Source organism: Candidatus Accumulibacter propinquus, assembly GCF_056856495.1.
This window is the reverse complement of sequence record NZ_JBSEHC010000005.1, coordinates 138,859-158,766: the sequence shown is the minus strand read 5'-3', so window position 1 is coordinate 158,766 and position 19,908 is coordinate 138,859. Positions and strand designations below refer to the sequence as shown.

The following is a 19,908-nucleotide window of genomic DNA, read 5'->3' as shown; positions in this document are numbered from 1 at the left end:
GACTTATTGATCCGCTTCTTGGCCCGGTATGAGCCCCAGCGAACACACCACGCGCGGCTCGCGTAACTGTGCATCTTCTTCCGTGTAGGTTAGGCGGCCTTCCTCGCGCAAGGTCTTCACTGCCCCGGCAAGTTCCTCGTCGTTGACGCCACCGCGCATGAGTCGATTGAGAAGGTCGGAGGCAGTTTCCAGCAGGGGACGGGCGTAGAGGTCGTCGAGCGCACGTTCCAGTTCTTCGTCGCGAAACAGGGTGTGCCTCTGGGCTTCGGCATAGCGTTTGAGGCGCTCGTAGGCACGGCGGCGTGGGCTGGAGGGCCGACCCAGGCCACCGCCGATCGCCCTGTCCTGGCGCACCGCCAGTTTCAACCCCTCGGCGACCAGTTCGTGGTGGTTTTCGGCACGGGGCACGGCGGGGGTGTCTGGCGCGCATTCAGCCACGCGCAGGATGGCGAACTGGGATTCGGTGACGGTCTTGCCATCCGGGCTGATCCAGGCGAGGTGGTCGTTGCCTTCGGGTGACTTCACATACACCAGCGTGCCACCACACGCGGCATCGCCGCCGAGTGAGGACAACGCAGTCTCGTCGAACGCGAAGGCGCGCGCCGAGTACACCACCGGCGGCATGGACTCGACGGCGTGCGCGAGTTCAGGCTTGTCTTGCGTCGCTTGTTTCCAGATCTGCCAGGCGTAGGAAGCAAGATCGACGTCGTCGTCACTATCGTCAAGGACACCGGATTTCTCCGTGTAGAGGTCGCGGATGGTGTTGGCGTCGTCGTCCTCGAAAAAGGCTTCGTCGGTACCCACGACTTCGGCGTTTTCCAGCAGGCGCTGCTGGATGCGGGCACGCAAGTTGATGAGACGTTCGACGCCTTCGGCGGGCAAGAAAGAGTAGCAGTGGATTTCCTCTGCGCGCTGGCCGATGCGGTCCACCCGGCCGGCGCGCTGAATCAGCCGGATGATCGCCCACGGCAGGTCGAAGTTGACGACCACATTGCTGTCTTGCAGGTTCTGGCCTTCTGAAAGCACGTCGGTACAGATGAGAACTCGCACCTCGTCGGACTTGCTGACGCTCTTGTTATTCGACTTGGGCGAGAAGCGACACGCCAGCGCATAGGGGTCGGCGCTGGCCCCGGTGGCGACTTCGACCTGAGCAATGCCGGCGCGGCGCACTTCCCGTGCCAGGTAGCGCGCCGTGTCGGCAAACTGGGTAAAGATCAGCACCTTGTCCTTGGCGTGCGTACGTTCGACAAGACGCTGCAGCGCGATCAACTTCTGGTCATGTTGTGGATCCCATCGTCCGTGCGCGCGCAGCAGATCAAGGAGGGCTTGCGTGTCCGCAGCCAGATGTTCGGAAAGCGACCGTTTGAACAGTGTGGGGCGTATCCACTTGAAGCGCTTCTTGTATTCACAAGTATATTGCTGATAGACGATCCTGGCGCGCGCCAGACCGTCGGGTGCGGCGTCCGCCTCGGCCACGGGTTCAACCAAGCCGTCGAGCAGATCTTCGGGGTCGCCTTCCAGGCCTTCAGCGTCTTCGTCCACCCGACCCAGGTCGAGCAAACCGGCGTCGAGCACACCTACCGGCAGGTCCAGCGCGTTTTCGATGGCATAAAGGTAAATCTGGTTGCGCAGAATGTGCCGGTCGATCGATTGCAGGAATGAAAAGCCGTTGGATTCCAGGCGCTTGAAGAGGTTGGTGCGGCAGAACCCCATCAGCCGCTTGCCAGCGCGGCCCAGGTTGTCGATCAGCTTGCGCTCCGCGGCCGTGGCGGTCTTTTCCGCCAGCGGGTCGACATACAAACCCATGCCGTAGCGGGGCACATGCAGGGCATTGATCTGATCGACCATTTCGGCCGAGTAGAGCCTCGCATAGCGGTCATCCGGGTCTGCCTCGTCGACGGCGAATTTCAGCGAAATGGGCATGCGTTTCGGGAAGTAACGTTTCTCGCCATCGTTGTCGGCGATGTAACGGCGGCCGTTGTCATCTTCCGCCGTGTAGTGCTCGATAATGAAGCTGCGCGTGCGTCGAACCATGTACAGGCGGATCAGCTCGCGCCAGTCGTCAAACTCTTCGCTCTTTTCAATGGCGAGAATCGAATTGGCTTTGCACTGGTGCCGGCGCTCGAACTCGGGTTCGCTGATGCCATGTTTTCGCATGTGCCGCTCGGGTCGAATGCCGATGTTGGCCTTTTCGTCGATAAACAGCCGTAGCTGGCTCGACAGGTCGGTCTTGGTCTTGTTGTAGGGAGTGGCGGTGAGCAGAATTGCTTTCGCATCGCAACTGCGGATGTAATCGGCAATCGCTTTGTAGCGTCGCCCCTCTCGGTTGCGCAGATTATGGCTTTCGTCGATGAGCACCAGACGATAGCGCTTGAGGCTGGGCAGTCGTTTGGAGACTTGGCTGATCGGCACGACCATGCCGCGCAGGCCGTATTCAGTGCGGTAGCGTTCCCACATCGGTTCCAGGTTTTTCGGGCAAATGATTAGGGTCTCGTAGCCGAGATCGTCTTCAAACATACGCGCCAACGCGGTTGCCATCATGGTCTTGCCCAGACCGACGACGTCACCGATCATCACCCCGCCGCGCCGATGCAGATGGCGCGCGGCAATCTTCACCGCGCTTTTCTGAAAATCGAATAGTTCCTGCTCAAAGCGTGCCGGCAAACGGAACTGGCTGAGACCGGCGCGCGCCTCGGTGCTGAGGTGATAGGCGATGTTGAGGTAGATCTGATACGGGGGAATGCTGGCTTCGCGCGCCCAACTCGATTCGATGATGGCTGCGAGGTCTTGCGAGACGTCGATGGCCCAGCGGTCTTTCCATCGCTCTTCGAACCATTCCGACAAGCGCTGGGCGGCATGATGTTCCAGCACATCGACGTTCAGTTCGCCCTGCTTGGAGAGCCCTTGCAGCGTGAGATTGCTGCTGCCGACGAAGCCGGTGATAGGGTTGTTCACGTCGTCGCGAAATAGCAGATAGAGCTTGGCGTGCAGTGGATACGGCAGAAATAGTTTGACGATGGCCTGGCCCGCTCGCAATTGCCGGGCGAGTCGACGCAGGCCGGCCTCATCCTTGCCAGAGGGAATGCCCAAGGTGATCTGTTCGCGCAAGTGGGCCCCGAACTGGGTCTTGAGCCGGGCCGCCGTGCCTTGGTCAATCAGGTTGTCCGCTGCGACTGCGCGGTAGAGATCCCGAACCTCCTCGTGAGGCGGGCGTTGCATGCCCACCAATACACGGCAAACCTGGCCGTTAGCCGGTTGCCAGGGCTGTATCAGGTCATCGATGGCCTGCCAGCCGCGCAGATTGAGGTAGCCCACACAAAAATCGGCCCGGTTCGAGACTTGCAGCGTGGCTCGTAAGGCTTCGAGCAGTTCTTGTTGGATGTTGTCGAAGATGCGAGGCATGGACGGGAAATTCCTACTTTGATTCGCCGACGGAAGGTAGCACGAAAAATGTCACGGCCGACCAAGGATCCGCCGTGACAGGGCGCATTCCACGTCACGCCGGCGGCTCATCGCCCGCCTCCTGCAACCAGCCGGCGACGGCATCCCGCCATATGTCCCGGCCTGCAGCCAGCCCGGGACACCCTGCCGACGCCTTGTGCAGCAGACTCGCCAGCCGTGTCTGGATCGCCACGCCCGCCAGTGCGTCGAATGCGCCCTCGTTGTAGGCCACCAACCAGGCTAGCTGCTGTTCCGGCGACAGGGGTGCGAGGCGTTCCTGCTTGAGTAGTTCCCGCAGCAAGCGGCCGCGCCGGATCTTGGCGTCGACGCCGGCTTCCAGCCGCGAGCCGAAACGGGTGAATACCTCCAGTTCGAGAAACTGCAGGAAATCCAGCTTCATGCGCCCGGCCTCGGCCTTGATGGCCGGCAACTGGGCCTTGCCGCCGATCCGCGAAACCGACCGGGTGATGTCGATGGCGGGCAGAAAGCCACGCGCGTAGAGTGCCGGGTCGAGGTAGATCTGGCCGTCGGTGATCGAGATCAGGTTGGTGGGAATATAGGCGGCGATCTCGCCCTGTTCGGTTTCGACGATCGGCAGGGCAGTCATGCTACCGCTACCGTAGCGCGCCGCCAGGCAGGTCGAGCGTTCGAGCAGGCGCGCGTGCAGGTAGAAGATATCGCCGGGGTAGGCCTCTCGCCCCGGCGGGCGACGCAGTAGCAGCGAAAGCTCGCGATAGGCTCGCGCATGGGTGGTGAGGTCGTCGTACACCACCAGCACGTCGCGGCCGCTCCACATCCATTCTTCCGCCAGGGCGCAGCCGGCGAAGGGCGCGAGGAACTTGAGCCCGGGGGTGGTGGTAGCCTCTGCGACGACGACGCAGCTGATGTCGAGAACGTGGGCCCGGCGCAGGGTCTCGATGGTGCTCACTACCGCCGAGCGCTTCTGGCTGATCAGCACATAGACGCAGAGAACATCGCTCCCTTTCTGGGCGATGATCGTGTCCATGGCCAGCGAACTCTTGCCGGTGCCCGCGTCGCCGATGATCAGTTGCCGCTGGCCTTTACCAATCGGGATCATGGTATCGACCATCTTGCTGCCACTCAGCAATGGGCGCCTGACGAAATCGCGGGCGGTGATCGGTGGCGAGGAGACTTCGAGGGGGCGTCGGCGGCTGAATTGCGGTTGCGCACCGCCATCGAGGGGATTCCCCAGCGGGTCCACCACGCGGCCGAGAAAGCCGTCACCGACGCCAATATCCAGTCGCCGTCCGGTCAGGTGGGCCGCCGCGCCGGCGGCGAGGCCATCCTCCTGACCGAGCAGGATGCCGCCGATGCGCCTGCTGCCGAGGTGAAACACCAGCGCCTCGCTGCCATTCTCGAAACGCAGGATCTGGTCCATCGCCGCCGAGGGCAGCCCCTCGATCCAGGCGATGCCGTCGCCGATCGCTGCCAGCTTGCCGATTTCGCTGATCCGCAATCGTGGCTGGTAGTCGGCCAGCCACTGGCTGCGCCGGCCACCAGGGTTTGGGGCAGAAGGCTCAGTGATCAAGCCCGCCTGCCTCCGCGAAAACGCCCAGTTCGCCGGCCAGACTGAGATCCAGTTGCCAGGCCCCGAGCGATAGCCGGACGCCGGCCAGCAACTCGCTGTCCTCGACGAAATCGAGGTCGACGAGCTTTCCCAGCCGGGCATCGACGGCACCGGAGATCTGCCGGCGTTGTTCCTCCGAGAGCGGGTGGGCGCTGCTCAACACCCCTTGTCCATGACCATTCTGGCCCGCCCGCAAAGGCTCCAGACGTTCTTCGGGTAGAGCCGAGAGTTCCTCGACGAAGATTTCTACCAGCAGTGCTTCGATCTCCGGTCCGGCCAGCCGGGCCAGCAGTGCACTGGCGAACTGTCGGGCGAGTGCGCCGGACTGGCTGGCGAGTTCGCGCTGCAGGGTCTCCTGCCGGTGTGCTTCGCGGGCGGCGCTACGTTGCCGCTCGGCAGCCAGATCCCGGTCCAGCGCCTCCATCTGTCGCGCGTACTCTGCCGCCATCTGGGCATCGAACTGGCTGCGGGCTGCCGCCTTTTCTCGCTCCCAGTCCGCCAGACGGTTTTCAAACTGGCGCTGCAGGGCCGCGGCCCGTGCTTCCGTCGCGCGTGCTTCGTTGAGAGAGCCCTCGATGCCAGCGCGACGCTCAGCCAGGGTCGCCAGCACCGGGCGGTAGAGAAAGCGCTTGAGGATCCAGATCAGCGCCAGGAAATTGATGATTTCGAGGGCAAAGGTGGTCCAGTCCAGACCCATCGCCGCCTCCTACTTCAAGAGGTATTCAAGCAGCGGATTGCGGAAGAGGATGATCAGCACGATCACCAGGACGTAGATGGCCAGCGACTCGATCATCGCCAGGCCGATGAACAGGGTGCGGGTGATCGACTTCTCCGCCTCAGGTTGCCGCGACAGCGCTTCAAGCGCCTGCGTGATCGCCCGGCCCATGGCAATGGCCGGGAAGATGATGCCGATCGCGATGGCCAGCGCTGCTGCCACGGTGGAGACCAGGACAAACCAGTGCATGTCGCTCATAGGGTGCTTCCTTTCGTGTCGTTCGATGAGGGCTCTTCGCAGTGCTCCGCAGCGGCGTGGGATTGCATGCCGCCGGCGATGTAGATCAGGGCCAGCGTGCCGAAGATGTAGGCCTGGACCAAGGCTTCGACGATGTGCAGCATAAGCACCGGGACCGGCACCAGCAGCCCCGCAACCAGGAGGACCAGCAGCGCGGCCATTTCGAGGCTCATGATGTTGCCGAACAAGCGCATCGCCAGCGCGATGGTGCGGGAAAACTCGCCGAGCAGATGAAACGGCAGGAGGATCGGGCTGGGGACCAGGTAGTGGCGCAGATAATTCTTCAGGCCTTCGCTGCGGATGCCGAACCAGTGCACCGAGACAAAGACCAGACAGGCCAGCGCGGCGGTGGTCGACAGGTTGCCGGTAGGCGCATGCAGACCGGGCACGATTCCCGTCAGATTGGCGACAGCGACGAACAGCCAGAGGGTGCCGACGAAAGGCAGCAGCAGGCCGGCCCGACCCGGTAGCACGCCTTCGATGGCCGCCTCGATCGACTGGACGACACCTTCCAGCGCGGTTTGCACAAGACCGGGGTGGTCGACCGAGAGTCGTCTGGTCGCCAACCAGCAGGACATTCCGAAGGCCATCAGGATGCCCCAGGTGGTGACCACTGTCGAGGTGATCCGCAAGCCTCCCAGACTGAAAACAACGCTTGCCGCTTCCATTACCAGTATTTTCGGATGAAGAGATAGACGTTGAAGACGCCGATCGCGAGGCCGATGAGGATCAGATTCACCGTCCACCGCACCGTGTACCCCTCACCCAGGCTATCCAGCCAGCGCCCGAGATAAGCGCCTGCCAGCAAGGGCGCCAGGAACAGCACCGACAGACTGCCGAGGAAGACAGCCTGTGCGAGCAGCGAGCGCCGACTCCGTTCGGCCTCCTTGAGTCTTTCGCTGTCGCGGGAAACCTCACGACGCCATCTTTCGTCGTTCATAACGACTTGCAACAATGGTCGTTCACAATGACTTGCGGTGATGGTCGTTCATCACGGCCACCGATCCAGGGTGCGCAAGCGCCGGAAAAGCTCCTGCTCCAGCTTCTGCAGATTGTCCTTGACGCTCCGGAGTTTTTCTTCTTCCTGTGCCAGTTGCCCCGCCAGCAGATCCGAGATCCGCTCGTAGTCCTCGTCATAAAGGTAACGCCGGGTGTTGACAGTCAGTTGATCGTCGGCAAAGCGCAATACGGCGCCGGGGCAGGCGAGATACTGCCACGCACCCTGCGTGCTGCGAAAACGCGACAGTCCATAGTCGAGGATCGTCATGAAGCGGGCGCGTCCCGGCTGAATGCCGAAGCTGCCGCTGGCATCGCTGCCGACAAAGCTCTGCACCTTGTCGATGCGCTCGCAGCGCAGCGCGCTCTGCAGATGCAGGGTAATCGCGCCGCTCACCGCACGCCCTCCATGCCGGCGCGCATGTAGCAGCGATCCTCGGGCAGGTCGTCGTAGGTTCCCTGGATAAAATCTTCGCAATCGGTGAGGGTCGTAGCCAGAGGGACCGAGGCCCCGGCGATGCCGGTATGGTCGGCAACGACAAAGAACGGCTGCGTGAGATAGCGTTCGAGCAGGCGCGCCCGCAGCACGGTGCACCGGTCGGCTTCCGACAGGGCCTCGACGCCCAGCATGGAGATGATGTCCTCCAGTTCGCGGTAGCGCGCGAGATGCTCGCGCACCGTTTGCGCGACCCGATAGTGACGGTCGCCGAGGGTGACGCGATCCATCATGCGACTGCCCGACGACAGTGGGTCGACCGCCGGGTATATCCCCTTGGCCGCCTGGTTGCGCGAGAGGATGACGGTGGTGTCGAGGTGGGCGAGGATCGCCCCGACTGCCGGGTCGGTCATGTCATCAGCCGGTACATAGACGGCCTCGACAGCGGTGATATTGCCGCTGCGCGTGGAAGAAATGCGCTCCTGCAGTTCCGCCACTTCGGAGAGTAGTGTCGGCTGGTAGCCGACCGTCGCCGGCATGCGCCCGAGCAGCCCGGACAGCTCGCTGCCCGCCTGCACGAAGCGGAAAGCGTTGTCCATCAGGAACAACACTTCCTTGGCGACATGGTCGCGCAGGTATTCGGCGTAGGTCAGTGCCGACAGCCCGATGCGGAAGCGGACTCCCGGCGATTCATCCATCTGGCCGAACACCATCAGCGAGCGCGGCATGACGCCGGCGTCCTGCATGTCGTGCCACAACTCATGTCCCTCGCGAATTCGCTCACCGACCCCGGCGAAGACCGATACCCCCTGGTGCAGACGGACGATGGCGTTCATGAATTCCATGATCAGCACCGTTTTGCCAACGCCTGCGCCACCGAACAAGCCGGTCTTGCCGCCGCGCACAAAAGGGCACAGGAGGTCGATCACCTTGATGCCGGTCGGCAGGATTTCTCCCATGCCCATTGCTTCCGAGAGCGGTGCCGGGGCAGCGACGATGGGGCGAAATTCCGTCGACGCGAGCGCCGGGCCGCCATCCAGAGGGTGGCCGAATAGGTCGAGCAGCCGGCCCAGGCAATCAGGGGTCACCGGTATCTGCAGCGGCCCACCACTGTCGAAGACCGGCAGCAGCCGGCGCAGACCGGCCGTGCGATGCAGGGCGATCGCTCGTGCCCGCGATTCGTCGAGATGGCGATGCACCTCGAAGGTGTAGCGCTCGCCATCGAGGCAGACATACACCGCCTGATGTAGCGGTGGCAGGCGGCTGCACAGGATGTCGATGACCGGTCCGTGCACCTCCTCGATCACCCCAAGCGGCGCCTGCTCGGGGATGGGACAGGGTGACCTTGCCGTTTCGATGGCAGAAGGCAAAGCCAGCAGCCCTTCCGTCATGGCTTGTTGGCGGCCAGAATGCCGATCCGATACTTGGCCAGCAACTCGTCCGCATAGGCGGAATGCGGACGTCCTTTGGTCTTCGTGTCATAGGCCTCGGTTGCTTCCTTGCCGCACCAGGGCAGAACGAGCTCGGGGGGCGACGGATGCCGGGGCAGATAGGCGCTCAGATCATAGACCGTACCGCGAATCGCCATCCAGCAGTTGTCCGGCAGTGCGTGTTTGGCGAGTTCGGTCCGGGAAATGACCTTTTCGGCCGCTACCGCAACGCTTTCATCGGCCGGCGGCAACCACAGGCTGCTTGCCCAGAAGGCTGACACCAGCAGCCAGAAAATGATGGTGGTGGATAGGTAGAGTCGGCGCATTATCGGAATCCGAAGTTTTCAAAATGGATATGGCGAGGCTTGATGCCACGCTCGTGGAGGGACTGTCTGACCGCGGCCAGCATGCCCGGCGGCCCGCACAGATAGCACTCGTGCCCGGCGAGCTCGCGGGTAGCGGGAAGGAATGAATCAACATTCGGCGGCTGGTTACCGGTGGCCAGAGCTTGCAGCGACAGTTGCGGATCCTGCGCAGCGAGCGCGCGCAATTCTTGCAGAAAGGCAGCATCGGCCTCGGCGCGATAGAGATAGACGAGTGTCGTCTCCTGACTGACCGGGCCCGTCCGCAGCAGCGCCAGGAAAGGCGTGATACCAATACCGCCGGCCAGCCACAGTTGCGGCGCTGCGGGTCGCTCGGCCAGGAAGGTGCCGAATGCGCCATGCACCCGCGCCAGGACACCCGGTTCGATGCCCTGGATGCGTCGGGTGCAATCGCCCAGCGCCTTCACGCCGACGCGGATTTCACGGTCGGCACCCATCGAACTGACGGTGAACGGGTGAAACTCGCCGCAACCCCTGAACGTCGGCCCGGCGAACAAAGCAACCAGGACGAACTGCCCTGCCGTCACGGCAATCGGCTCTGCCAGCGGTTTGAGAGTGATCTCGACCATGGCGTCGGCAACTGGCGCAGCCGACTGCACGATGTACGGCCGGGCAGCCAGGCCGCTATCGTCCCGCAGGATTCGCCAGCCGAGGAACAGAGCGGCCAGCGCCAGGATCGGCAATACCGGTTCCTCGATACCGAGCTGCAGCAGATGCCACAGACCGACCAGCACGCCGACCCCCAGCGAGACATGCAGCCAGCGCCAGCTTCGATAGGGTATGCGCGTGGCGAAAGTGGTGGCGAGTCCGAGCATCAGCAGCAGCAGCGACAGCCAGCCCAGCCGGACCGGCCAGCCCTGGCTAAACGGTGAAAGCGTCTGCCACGCCAGAGTGGGAGACGCCGGCCAGGCATCGGCAGCAAGCGCCAGCGGATGTGCCAGCAGCAGGACGTAAGCGGCCATGCCTACGTGGTGATGCCATTGGTACATCCTCTCCAGCCCCCCCAACCAGCGGGACAGCCAGGTTTCCCGCAGCATCAGCAGCAGGCTGGCGAGCAACAGGCCGCAGCCTGTCCAGCCCAGGACAATGCCCAGACTGCGTGCGGGCGACAGGCCCTCCGGAAAGGCCCAAAAAACGGGGCCTGCGGTAGAAACCAGTACGAGTAGCGGAATCGATAGCCAGCGAAGGAGGAACATGGTGGGCTCGCGCAGGAATCAACTGGAGGGCTGGCGAGAGTCGCTTGCCGGCTGCAGGTGCTCACAGATGTCACGTCCTCCCTGCGGCATCGCCATGCCGCGCGCTCTGGCGCGTTCTTCCATGAGTTGGTGATGCGCGACCTGGTAGCTGCGGCACTCCTCGTACGTCCTGAAGCCACGAATTTTCGATTGATGTTCGATCCGTTCCTCCGGTGTCATCAACTGCCAGCCGCGAGTATTCGCCTCGCTGGCCCGCACGGGGCCGCGCGCCTGCGCGGTTGCGGCGACAGACAGCAGCAGCGTGATGATCAAGACTCTATTATTCATTGTTTCCACTCAGCACAGGCTTCCTCAGCCAATGGATCAGCCCGGAAAGGCCGATCGAGCCAACCAGCAGGACCAGCGCCACGCGCAGGTCGTTGAGTGCCGCCGGGGCGGCGATCAGTAGAATGCCCAGTCCCAGCATCATGGCCCCCGAAGCCAGTTTGAGCAAACGTCCCTCGGTCTCCGACAGCTTTCGCGAGCCGATGGTGTAGGTGAAGACCACGGTGATGACCAGCAGCGGGATGACGTAGACAACGTTGTAGAAGGCCAGATAGGCGTAGTGTTGCCACGGCGGCAGCTCTGAAAGGGTCAGCAGCCGCGTATAGATCATGGGGAATCCGGCCGTACATAGGAGTTCGTAGGAATTGGCGGCGATCGCCAGGGCGATGGTTCCCAGCGTCAAGGCCGGCATGCTATCCGCTCGCAGAAGGCCGCGCACGCGCTGGTAGAGACCGGGCTTGGCGGCATCCGGGATACTCAGGGAAATCCCTTTTTTGAACCAGAAGTAATCCTTGATGTTGATCAGCGCGATGACGATCGCCAGACCTCCGGCCGCGGTGGTGACCAGAGTGATTTCGCCGAGCCAGCGGAAAACGTTGAGCCAAGCGGCCATGAACAGGAAGTAGATAAGGCCCGAGAAAAACAGGAAGACGCTGCCGATGAACAGCATGCGCGCGCGACTGCGGGCATGGATCAGCAGCGAGAGCAGAAACAGGAGAACGAAAAAGGCACAGGGATTGAAGGCATCCAGCCCGGCGATGACCGCGGTGAACACCGGTAGCGAGAGTTGGTCGGGCGCCATTGTGCCGAGTAGCGGGAGATCGAGTCCGGGAGCCGGGCGAGTTCCCGCAGCAGGCCCCCCAAGCGCCTTTCCCCCGGATTCACGGCAGAACTGCAAGGCTTTTTCCAGTGCCTGCCCGGTCGTTTCCGGCCGATCGAAACCGACTTCGAGCTGTCCGCAGAACAGGAAAGCCGGCACGCTGCTGGCTTCCTGGCCGAGGGATTCGGCCATCGAAACGTAGGCGTCGGCGGCGTTCTGATCCGCAGTGAGGTTGCGGCTGTGCAGCACCAGCCAGGGATGGCGTGCCGGCAGCGCTTCGACAAAAGGCCGGGCAGCCTGGCAATGCGGACAGGTGCTGGTCCAGAAGAAGTACAGATGAACCCGCCGTTCGCTGGCAGCATTGTTGTCGATCCACACCGGCGGCTCCATCGCGGCGGCAGAGGACAAAACGGCGGCGAGCGCGAGGAAGCAGATCAGGCGGAATACTCTGGTCAGATCCAGGAAATGTTGGGTCATCGCTAACTCCATTCCGTGCCTGGTAGCGGATTCGATCTCCAAACAGATGATCGTTTTCCGGCCCCGCTACGAAGCGGCGGGGTGGAGCGATAGTTGCAGCCCTACTTGAAGAAACCGCGTGCCTGCATACGATCGCAAGCGTTTTGCCGTGGTGCCATCAAGGTCGTGCCTTTTTCCTTGGCGCGTGCCTCCATGGCCTGATGGTGCTCAACCTGGATCGCCTTGCATTCGTCTAGGGTCTTGGCGGCGAGCATCTTGTCGTGGTAGGCGGTACGCTCCTCGGTCGTCATCAGCGACCAGCCGCGGGTGTTGTCCTGATCGAAGGCGAAGCGCATTCCCTGACCCTGCCCTTGGCCACCCCCCGGTCCCATGCCACTCATACCTCCCGGCCCTCCTCCCATGCCGGGGCCGGGTTGTGCGAAGGACGGTACGCCCAGCGAGGCGCCAAGAAGGGCAAACAGCGTGAAGTGGGAGAGTTTCATCGTCTTTCCTTTCAGGTTTATTGAAAGAATCTGATCAACGGCTGGCGCCGGACCTGGGGCCATGCCGCTGGCGTGGGTTGAGAAGTGAAACGATCAACGCGCTGGGCGACCATCGCTCCCTGTTTGTGAAGACGAGGAAGCCGCAAAAAGGAGGCAGGCGTCAAGGCACCGACCGTCCCCGATTTCCAATGGACCGAGTGGAATGGATGGCTATGCAAAAAAACAACTGACCAGGTAGTTGCGGGCGGCACTGAGAGCGCTTGTCCAAGCCGACCTTGCCTTGCTCACCGATGCCCCAGGAAGAAGGCGCTACAACGGCGGTCGCGGTGTAAAGCTACAGACCTTTCCGTCTTCGTCGAAGCGCACCTGACACGCGCTTGTCATTCGTTCCTTCAGGCGCCGACGGGCACGCTGAATCCGCGACTTGGCTGCGGAGAGCGAGATGCCGAGACGGTCGGCGAGTTCCTGTTGCGAGTGGCCCTCGAGGTCGCACAGGGTAATCGCCAGTCGATCGTCTGCGGAGAGTTCGCAGAGCACCCGGGACAGGCAGGCGCTCAGGTCATCGACCACCGGGGCCAGTTCGTTCTCGGGGGAAACCAGGTCGTCCGGCAGGGGGACGTGTTCACGCGACACGCGCAGGCGATCGGCCAGCGCATTGCGCGCCACCTGGAACAGCCATGCCCGTCGGTTATCGATCGCGCAAAAGTTGCTTCCCTGCCGCAAGGCCTTGATGAACACCTCCTGCAGTACTTCGTCTGCATCGTCGATCTGGCCGATCCGATGACGAAGATAGCCACGCAACTGCGCTTCGCACATCGACCAGGCCGCCAGCAAGCAGGGAGTGCTCATGCCTTGGCACTTTCAGAGGCGAAGTAGCGCTTCTGGAACCACAGCGAAACACTCACCAGGCCGATCATCACCGGTACCTCGACCAGAGGACCGATGACGGCAGCGAAGGCGGCGCCGGAGTTGATGCCATAGACAGCGACGGCGACAGCAATCGCCAACTCGAAGTTGTTGCTGGCGGCGGTAAACGACAGGGTGGCGCATTTCCCGTAGCCGGCGCCCACCTTTTTGCTCATGTAGAACGAAATCAGAAACATCAGCACAAAGTAGATCAGCAGGGGAATAGCGATGCGCACGACGTCCAGCGGGATGGTGACGATCAGCTTGCCCTTGAGGCTGAACATGACGACGATGGTAAACAGCAGGGCGACGAGGGTGATCGGGCCGATCCTGGGCACGAACTGTTCGTGATACCACTGCTTCGAGACAAAGCGCAGCAGGATCACCCGCGTCAGCACACCGGCTACGCAGGGAATGCCCAGGTAGATGAAGACGCTCTCGGCAATCTGCCCGATCGAGACATCGACCACGGCACCCGAGAGACCGAACAGTGGCGGCAGCACGGTCACGAACAGCCAGGCGTAGACGCTGTAGAACAGCACCTGGAAGATCGAGTTGAAGGCTACCAGGCCGGCGGCGTACTCGGTCGAACCTTTGGCGATCTCGTTCCAGACGATCACCATGGCGATGCAGCGGGCCAGACCAATCAGGATCAGGCCGACCATGTACTCGGGCTTGTCCGGCAGGAAGAGGATCGCCAGCGCGAACATCAGGATCGGCCCGACGACCCAGTTCTGCAGCAGCGACAGAACGAGCACCTTCCTGTCGACGAAGACGTCGGGCAGTTCCTCGTAGCGGACCTTGGCGAAGGGCGGGTACATCATCAGGATCAGGCCCAGCGCGATCGGCAGGTTGGTCGTGCCGACCTGGAAGGAATTGATCAGATCCTCGATGCCCGGAACGAAGAAACCCAGGCCCACACCCAGAGCCATCGCGGCGAAAATCCAGACAGTCAGATATCTGTCGAGGAAGGACAGTTTTCCGGTAACGGCGCTCATGGCAGACCTCTGTTCCGACGGTTCGATGTTGCAGGGCCCCGCTTGTCGCCGTGCGTCGCCGTCTGACGCAGATCAATGTCACGAGTGGGGGTTTACAGAATTTCAAGATTCTAGCAATATAAAAGCGTTTCGCAAAGCAACGCCGTGGGCGGCGTTCAATTCTTTGGCTCGCCGGGTGTCCAGCCGGGCAGCACTCACAGGAGGAACAGCAAATGACGGTCAGGGTTGGCATCAACGGTTTCGGTCGCATCGGCAGGCTGGCGCTACGCGCGGCCTGGAACACCCCGGAACTCGAGTTCGTGCACATCAACGAAGCTAACGGTCCGGTCGAGTCGGCGGCACACCTGCTCGAATTCGATTCGGTGCACGGTCGCTGGCCGCATGCCATCGGAGTCAGCAACGGGCGCCTGCTGGTGGACGGCAAGTCGATCAGCTACAGCACCGCCAGGGACGTGGCCGGCGGGCCTTGGCGCGACGCCGGGGTGGACATTGTTCTCGAAGCCAGCGGCAAGTGGCGCACGGTCGACGAGTTGTCGCCGTACCTGGCGGCGGGGGTCAGGAAGGTGATCGTTGCCGCGCCGGTCAAGGGGGGCGACACGCTGAATATCGTCATGGGGGTGAACGACCAGCTCTACGACCCGGCGCGCGACCACATCGTTACCGCCGCGTCGTGCACCACCAACTGCCTGGCGCCGGTGGTCAAGGTCGTGCATGAGGCGATCGGTATCTCGCACGGCATGATCACCACCATCCACAGTTCGACCAACACCCAGAGCGTGCATGACCAGATGCACAAGGACCTGCGTCGCGCGCGCGCGTCGAGCCTGTCGCTGGTGCCGACGACCACCGGCTCGGCGACGGCGATCGCGCTGATCTTCCCGGAACTGAAGGGCAAGCTCGACGGCCACGCTGTGCGCGTGCCGCTGCTCAACGCCTCGCTCACCGACTGCGTCTTCGAGATGCAGCGTCCGACCAGCGTCGAAGAGGTCAACGGCCTGCTCAAGGCGGCCGCAGAAGGGGCACTCAAGGGAATCCTGGGGTTCGAGGAACGGCCGCTGGTGTCGATGGACTACTGTGGCGATCCGCGTTCGTCGATCGTCGACGCCGCGCACACGCGGGTGATCAACGGCACGCTGGTCAAGATCTACGCCTGGTACGACAACGAGTGGGGCTACGCCAACCGCTACGTCGAACTGGCGCGCAAGCTTGCCGCGTCGCTATAGCCGCGCGCTTCCCGACATCGCCAGCGGGGCCGGCGCTGCCGTGCCGGCCCCGGTGAACCGGAACCTTTCAGGAGAAGCCGCATGAGCGATCCATCCCCGGCCAGGAGCGACGCCGCGCGCGCGGGCCTGCGCAATTACATTTTGGTCACCGCCGCCTACTGGTCGGACACGGTGACCGACGGCGCCACGCGCATGCTGGTATTGTTCTATTTCTACAACCTCGGGTACACGCCTTTTGCCGTCGCTTCGCTGTTCATCTTTTACGAAGTCTTCGGGATTCTGACCAATCTCTTCGGTGGCTACGTCGGAGCCCGTTTCGGCCTCAAGACCACGTTGTTCATCGGGCTCGGTACGCAACTCGCGGCGCTGTCGATGCTCGCCTTCGCGCCGCAGGGGTGGCTGGTCGTCGCCTGGGTAATGGTTTCGCAGGCCCTGAGCGGGATCGCCAAGGACATGACCAAGATGAGTTCGAAGAGCGCGGTCAAGCTGATCGTCCCCGAGGATTCGTCGGCGACGCTGTACCGCTGGGTGTCGATCCTCACCGGATCGAAGAACGCCCTGAAGGGCGTCGGCTTCTTCCTGGGGGGACTGCTGCTGACCGTGCTCGATTTCCAGACCGCGCTCAAGTGGCTCGTCGCGCTGGTCGGGGTCACCCTGATCCTCGCGGCCCTGCTGATGCGCGGCGGTCTCGGTGAGGCCAACCGGAAGGCGAAGTTCGGGCAGATGTTCTCGCGAAACGGCGCGGTCAACAAGCTCGCTGCGGCGCGCATCTTTCTCTTCGGCGCGCGTGACGTCTGGTTCGTCGTCGGTCTGCCGGTGTTCCTGTCGAGCGTGCTCGGGTGGACCTTCTGGCAGTCCGGCGGTTTTCTGGCGGTCTGGGTGATCGGTTACGGAATCGTCCAGGCGGCGACGCCCGGCGTGTTGCGCAGTCGCGTCGAGGGGCAGCACGAACCCGACGGGCGGACGGCGACGATCCTCGCCTTCGTCCTTGCCGTGTTGCCGGCCGGCATTGCCCTGGGGCTTGGCGCCGGCGTGGCGCCGAGTACGGTGGTCGTCAGTGGATTGATCGTCTTCGGAGCAGTGTTTGCCCTGAACTCGGCGGTGCACTCGTACCTGATCCTGGCCTATACCGATAGCGACAAGGTGGCGATGAACGTCGGGTTCTACTACATGGCCAACGCCGCCGGTCGCCTGGCCGGCACGGTCCTGTCGGGCGCGCTCTACCAGTGGGGACTGCAGAGCGGGCCGAGCAACGGCCTGATCGCCTGCCTGTGGGCCTCGTCGGCGTTCGTGCTGGTGGCCGGCCTGCTGTCGCTGCTACTGCCACGTCACCTCGGCCCGCGCTCGAAACCGATCAAGCTCGGCGATCTCGGCGAATAGCGTGGCGCGTTCGCCCTGGCCGCGCTGAACAAGCGGGCAGAACCAGCCTCTGCCGTCGGCTGGCCTCCTGGCCATCGTCGGAGCCACTCCGGCGATGGCTTGAAGCCTTGCGGATTTGCATGCACACTCGGCGATTCCTGCATTGCAGTTCGGCCACGTGAGTCCCTCCTCCTGCCCCATGCGATCGCCAGCACCAGCCGCAACCGGATTTCTTGCGGGGACTCCCCGTGCATTGCGCGTCGCCGCGACCAACCTCGCCCTGTTCCTGGCGTTCTGTTCGCCAGCGGCTGCCACGCAACCGCAGAACATCCTGGTGATCTATTCCTTCGGCCGTTTCCTGCCGGTCAACATCGCCGTTGACCAGGGGCTCCGCGCCGCGATCCAGAGCCCCACTGCCGAGCCGGTCATCGTCTTCGACGAGTTCCTCGACGTACCCCGTTTCGCCGGAGAGAAATATCTCGACAGCCTCGCTGCCTTCATCCGGGAAAAGTACCGCGAACAACAGCCGGCGGTGATCGTTGCCGTCGGGGAAAAGGCGCTGGATTTCGTGGTTGACCGCCGCGCCGCGCTTTTCCCGCAGGCCCCCGTCGTGCATCTCGCCGTATATCGGACCCGGGCCGGCAGCCGACCGCTGCCGGCCGATGTTGTCGGCTCGTGGGTCGCCTTCGATTACGACCGCACCATCGATCAGGCGCTGCGCTGGCACCCGCAGGTCCGCCGACTGCTGATCGTCATCGGGACGCGCACGCCCGACCGCCGCTACGATGATGATCTGAAGGCCGCGGCGCAGCGATTTGCCGGACGCCTGGCCATCGAGATCCTCGAAGGACTACCCAACGTGGAACTGTCGAAACGCCTGCGCGAAGTCGAAGACGACGCGGTGGTATTGACCAATGGCTTCTATCTCGACGAAGACGAGCCGCGCGGATCTCCACGCGAATCCGCCCGCAGAATGGCGGCCGCGACCCGTGCGCCGGTCTACGGCCCCTACGAAACCTGGCTGGGAAACGGCATCGTCGGCGGCTACATGACCGACATTGCGGCTGTCACGGAGACCGCCGGTAAAGCGATCAGCCAATTACTGGCCGGCGCCGCGCCGGCCACGCTCAGCTTCCCCGCCATCGCCGCCACCCGGCTGAATGTTGACTGGCGCCAGTTGCGGCGCTTCGGGATCGCCGCTGAAGCCATTCCATACGACGCCGTGGTGCACTTCGGCGACCGCTCCGTGCTGGAGGAATACCGGCCCGTGGTCATCGCCACGGCCCTGGTCATGGCCCTCCAGGCCGGACTGATCCTGCTGCTGATGTACGAGCGCCGGGCACGTCGCCGCGCGGAATCGGCGATGCAGACCCAGCGTGCGCAACTCGCCCATGCCGCCCGGCTGGCGGTGGCCGGGGAACTGACCGGGGCGATCGCCCACGAGATCAACCAGCCGCTGGCCGCCATCCTGAGCAATGCGGAAGCCGCGGAACTGATGCTTGAGTCCGGCCCTGGCCGGCCGGACGAACTGCGAGCCATTCTTGCCGACATCCGGCGCGACGATCTTCGGGCCAGCGAGGTGATCCGCCGGCTGCGGGCGTTGCTGGCGCGCCAGGCCGGGCCCCCGTTACCGTTCGAACTCAACGAGGCACTGCGCGACGCGGTCTCGATGCTGGGCAGCGAGGCGCGACGCCGCGAAACGCCGCTGGATTTTCGGCCAGCGGAAACGGATATCGTGCTGTCCGGCGACAAGGTTCAACTCCAGCAGGTAGTCATCAACCTGCTGCTCAATGCAACGGATGCCGTCGCCGACCTGCCGCCGGATGAGCGACGCATCATCCTCGAAGCGCGACGGGTCGGGAAAGAAGCGGAGATTGTCGTGCGCGACAACGGCCACGGCATCTCGCCAGAGGCTCTTGGACTGCTCTTCGACTCCTTCTATACGACCAAGGCGCAGGGCATGGGTCTGGGTCTGTCGATCGCGCGCACACTTGTCGAAGCGCATGGCGGGCGCATCTCGGCCGAGAGCCATCCCCGCAAAGGGGCCAGGTTCCTGGTCCGTTTGCCGCTGGGCGACAAGAACAGTGGCGAGGCAACGTGCGGGGCACCGGATCCGCGATGAACGCGAAGCCGCTCATTCATGTCGTCGATGATGACGAATCGCTGCGTGCCGCGCTGCTCCGGTTGCTCGCCGCGGCCCGTATCGACGCACGCGGCTATGCGTCGGCCGGCGAATTCCTGCTCAACCCGCCGGAGGATCGGCCCGGCTGCCTGTTGCTGGACCTGAAGATGCCGGGACCGTCGGGAATGGCGTTGCATGCCGCGCTGCCGTCGCTCGGCATCACCCTGCCGGTCGTCTTTCTGACCGGCCATGGCGATGTACACACCGGTGTACGGGCAATGAAGGGCGGCGCCGTCGACTTTCTCACCAAGCCGGTCGAGCGTGAGACCCTGCTCATCGCGCTGCAGCGTGCGGTCGAGCGCGACATTGCTCAGCGCGCTGCCCGCGACGAAGCCAGGAAGCTTGCCGCGCGCTTTGCCGTACTCAGCGAACGCGAACGCCTGGTCTTCGATCGGATCGTCGACGGGCTGCTCAACAAGCAGATCGCCGACTACCTCGGCGTCAGCGAGCGGACCGTCAAGGCCGATCGCGCGCAGGTGATGGCCAAGCTGGGGGTCAGCTCGACGGCCGAACTCGGCCGCATCGCCGAACGCCTCAAGCGATCGGCAGCCGATGGCTGCTTGCGACTGATGCAAAGAAACGTCACGCCGGAACGGGATTGAGCTGATTGCCGGTTTCCGCCCCGGTGGTCGGCCGCCAGTGAAGATCGTTCACC

The 19,908-nt window shown here is 63.4% G+C and carries 19 protein-coding genes; 4 read left to right on the top strand and 15 right to left on the bottom strand.

Translation table 11 applies throughout. From position 1 onward, the window contains the following. Positions 1–3: 3 nt before the first annotated feature. From AC15MQ_RS18370 to arsB, 15 genes are all read right to left on the bottom strand, one after another. Entirely contained in the window at positions 4–3,402 is a 3,399-nt protein-coding gene (locus tag AC15MQ_RS18370; protein ID WP_483080918.1) for a helicase-related protein, read from the bottom strand. Positions 3,403–3,496: 94 nt separating this feature from the next. Next, positions 3,497–4,990 (bottom strand): F0F1 ATP synthase subunit alpha, encoded by a 1,494-nt coding sequence (locus tag AC15MQ_RS18365; RefSeq protein WP_483080917.1) that lies wholly within the window; start codon positions 4,988–4,990, stop codon positions 3,497–3,499. Further along, complete coding sequence (locus tag AC15MQ_RS18360; protein WP_483080916.1) at positions 4,980–5,726, bottom strand: F0F1 ATP synthase subunit delta; 747 nt, start codon at positions 5,724–5,726, stop codon at positions 4,980–4,982. Before AC15MQ_RS18360 ends, AC15MQ_RS18365 begins: the two co-directional genes overlap by 11 nt. 9 nt (positions 5,727–5,735) lie before the next feature. Further along, complete coding sequence (locus AC15MQ_RS18355) at positions 5,736–6,002, bottom strand: ATP synthase subunit c family protein (RefSeq protein WP_015767151.1); 267 nt, start codon at positions 6,000–6,002, stop codon at positions 5,736–5,738. Further along, complete coding sequence (locus tag AC15MQ_RS18350; protein WP_287668093.1) at positions 5,999–6,709, bottom strand: F0F1 ATP synthase subunit A; 711 nt, start codon at positions 6,707–6,709, stop codon at positions 5,999–6,001. The genes AC15MQ_RS18355 and AC15MQ_RS18350 overlap by 4 nt, the downstream gene beginning before the upstream one ends. Next, positions 6,709–6,981 (bottom strand): AtpZ/AtpI family protein, encoded by a 273-nt coding sequence (locus tag AC15MQ_RS18345; protein ID WP_287668095.1) that lies wholly within the window; start codon positions 6,979–6,981, stop codon positions 6,709–6,711. The genes AC15MQ_RS18350 and AC15MQ_RS18345 overlap by 1 nt, the downstream gene beginning before the upstream one ends. A gap of 51 nt (positions 6,982–7,032) precedes the next feature. Beyond that, entirely contained in the window at positions 7,033–7,434 is a 402-nt protein-coding gene (locus tag AC15MQ_RS18340; RefSeq protein WP_287654853.1) for a F0F1 ATP synthase subunit delta/epsilon, read from the bottom strand. Further along, on the bottom strand, positions 7,431–8,864 hold the full coding sequence (gene atpD, locus AC15MQ_RS18335; RefSeq protein WP_483080915.1) for a F0F1 ATP synthase subunit beta: 1,434 nt from the start codon (positions 8,862–8,864) through the stop codon (positions 7,431–7,433). The genes AC15MQ_RS18340 and atpD overlap by 4 nt, the downstream gene beginning before the upstream one ends. Continuing rightward, positions 8,861–9,229 carry a cytochrome b5 domain-containing protein gene (locus AC15MQ_RS18330; RefSeq protein ID WP_287654851.1) on the bottom strand — a complete coding sequence of 123 codons (369 nt, stop codon included), beginning with the start codon at positions 9,227–9,229 and terminating at the stop codon, positions 8,861–8,863. The genes atpD and AC15MQ_RS18330 overlap by 4 nt, the downstream gene beginning before the upstream one ends. Beyond that, positions 9,229–10,482 carry a ferric reductase-like transmembrane domain-containing protein gene (locus AC15MQ_RS18325; RefSeq protein WP_483080914.1) on the bottom strand — a complete coding sequence of 418 codons (1,254 nt, stop codon included), beginning with the start codon at positions 10,480–10,482 and terminating at the stop codon, positions 9,229–9,231. The genes AC15MQ_RS18330 and AC15MQ_RS18325 overlap by 1 nt, the downstream gene beginning before the upstream one ends. Before the next feature lie 18 nt (positions 10,483–10,500). Further along, positions 10,501–10,809 (bottom strand): hypothetical protein, encoded by a 309-nt coding sequence (locus AC15MQ_RS18320; RefSeq protein ID WP_287654849.1) that lies wholly within the window; start codon positions 10,807–10,809, stop codon positions 10,501–10,503. Next, positions 10,802–12,103, bottom strand: coding sequence for a thioredoxin family protein (locus AC15MQ_RS18315; protein ID WP_483080913.1), 1,302 nt, complete (start codon positions 12,101–12,103; stop codon positions 10,802–10,804). Before AC15MQ_RS18315 ends, AC15MQ_RS18320 begins: the two co-directional genes overlap by 8 nt. 101 nt (positions 12,104–12,204) lie before the next feature. After that, on the bottom strand, positions 12,205–12,585 hold the full coding sequence (locus AC15MQ_RS18310; protein ID WP_287654847.1) for a hypothetical protein: 381 nt from the start codon (positions 12,583–12,585) through the stop codon (positions 12,205–12,207). A 309-nt stretch (positions 12,586–12,894) separates the two neighbouring features. Continuing rightward, entirely contained in the window at positions 12,895–13,434 is a 540-nt protein-coding gene (sigZ, locus tag AC15MQ_RS18305; RefSeq protein ID WP_287668100.1) for an RNA polymerase sigma factor SigZ, read from the bottom strand. After that, positions 13,431–14,489: an ACR3 family arsenite efflux transporter gene (gene arsB / locus AC15MQ_RS18300; RefSeq protein ID WP_483080912.1), complete on the bottom strand. Its 1,059-nt coding sequence runs from the start codon at positions 14,487–14,489 to the stop codon at positions 13,431–13,433. The genes sigZ and arsB overlap by 4 nt, the downstream gene beginning before the upstream one ends. A gap of 212 nt (positions 14,490–14,701) precedes the next feature. Here arsB and AC15MQ_RS18295 point away from each other — a divergent pair, with 212 nt between their 5' ends. The 4 genes from AC15MQ_RS18295 (at position 14,702) to AC15MQ_RS18280 (ending at position 19,855) form a co-directional block, all read left to right on the top strand. Further along, on the top strand, positions 14,702–15,712 hold the full coding sequence (locus tag AC15MQ_RS18295) for an ArsJ-associated glyceraldehyde-3-phosphate dehydrogenase (RefSeq protein WP_483080911.1): 1,011 nt from the start codon (positions 14,702–14,704) through the stop codon (positions 15,710–15,712). An 81-nt stretch (positions 15,713–15,793) separates the two neighbouring features. After that, entirely contained in the window at positions 15,794–17,092 is a 1,299-nt protein-coding gene (gene arsJ / locus AC15MQ_RS18290; RefSeq protein WP_483080910.1) for an organoarsenical effux MFS transporter ArsJ, read from the top strand. Between the two features lie 232 nt (positions 17,093–17,324). After that, positions 17,325–19,193, top strand: a complete 1,869-nt coding sequence (locus AC15MQ_RS18285) for a sensor histidine kinase (protein ID WP_483080909.1) — start codon at positions 17,325–17,327, stop codon at positions 19,191–19,193. Continuing rightward, positions 19,190–19,855, top strand: coding sequence for a response regulator transcription factor (locus AC15MQ_RS18280; protein WP_483080908.1), 666 nt, complete (start codon positions 19,190–19,192; stop codon positions 19,853–19,855). Before AC15MQ_RS18285 ends, AC15MQ_RS18280 begins: the two co-directional genes overlap by 4 nt. Positions 19,856–19,908 lie beyond the last annotated feature (53 nt).

What these genes read in the sequence shown, in the direction of transcription:
- AC15MQ_RS18280 (WP_483080908.1), top strand. Translation starts at nt 19,190, where the DNA reads ATGAACGCGAAGCCGCTCATTCATGTCGTCGATGATGACGAATCGCTG.
- AC15MQ_RS18295 (WP_483080911.1), top strand. Translation starts at nt 14,702, where the DNA reads ATGACGGTCAGGGTTGGCATCAACGGTTTCGGTCGCATCGGCAGGCTG.
- AC15MQ_RS18320 (WP_287654849.1), bottom strand. Translation starts at nt 10,809, where the DNA reads ATGAATAATAGAGTCTTGATCATCACGCTGCTGCTGTCTGTCGCCGCA.
- arsJ (WP_483080910.1), top strand. Translation starts at nt 15,794, where the DNA reads ATGAGCGATCCATCCCCGGCCAGGAGCGACGCCGCGCGCGCGGGCCTG.
- AC15MQ_RS18355 (WP_015767151.1), bottom strand. Translation starts at nt 6,002, where the DNA reads ATGAGCGACATGCACTGGTTTGTCCTGGTCTCCACCGTGGCAGCAGCG.
- AC15MQ_RS18345 (WP_287668095.1), bottom strand. Translation starts at nt 6,981, where the DNA reads ATGAACGACGAAAGATGGCGTCGTGAGGTTTCCCGCGACAGCGAAAGA.
- AC15MQ_RS18325 (WP_483080914.1), bottom strand. Translation starts at nt 10,482, where the DNA reads ATGTTCCTCCTTCGCTGGCTATCGATTCCGCTACTCGTACTGGTTTCT.
- AC15MQ_RS18360 (WP_483080916.1), bottom strand. Translation starts at nt 5,726, where the DNA reads ATGGGTCTGGACTGGACCACCTTTGCCCTCGAAATCATCAATTTCCTG.
- sigZ (WP_287668100.1), bottom strand. Translation starts at nt 13,434, where the DNA reads ATGAGCACTCCCTGCTTGCTGGCGGCCTGGTCGATGTGCGAAGCGCAG.
- atpD (WP_483080915.1), bottom strand. Translation starts at nt 8,864, where the DNA reads ATGACGGAAGGGCTGCTGGCTTTGCCTTCTGCCATCGAAACGGCAAGG.
- AC15MQ_RS18310 (WP_287654847.1), bottom strand. Translation starts at nt 12,585, where the DNA reads ATGAAACTCTCCCACTTCACGCTGTTTGCCCTTCTTGGCGCCTCGCTG.
- AC15MQ_RS18370 (WP_483080918.1), bottom strand. Translation starts at nt 3,402, where the DNA reads ATGCCTCGCATCTTCGACAACATCCAACAAGAACTGCTCGAAGCCTTA.
- AC15MQ_RS18315 (WP_483080913.1), bottom strand. Translation starts at nt 12,103, where the DNA reads ATGACCCAACATTTCCTGGATCTGACCAGAGTATTCCGCCTGATCTGC.
- AC15MQ_RS18330 (WP_287654851.1), bottom strand. Translation starts at nt 9,229, where the DNA reads ATGCGCCGACTCTACCTATCCACCACCATCATTTTCTGGCTGCTGGTG.
- AC15MQ_RS18350 (WP_287668093.1), bottom strand. Translation starts at nt 6,709, where the DNA reads ATGGAAGCGGCAAGCGTTGTTTTCAGTCTGGGAGGCTTGCGGATCACC.
- arsB (WP_483080912.1), bottom strand. Translation starts at nt 14,489, where the DNA reads ATGAGCGCCGTTACCGGAAAACTGTCCTTCCTCGACAGATATCTGACT.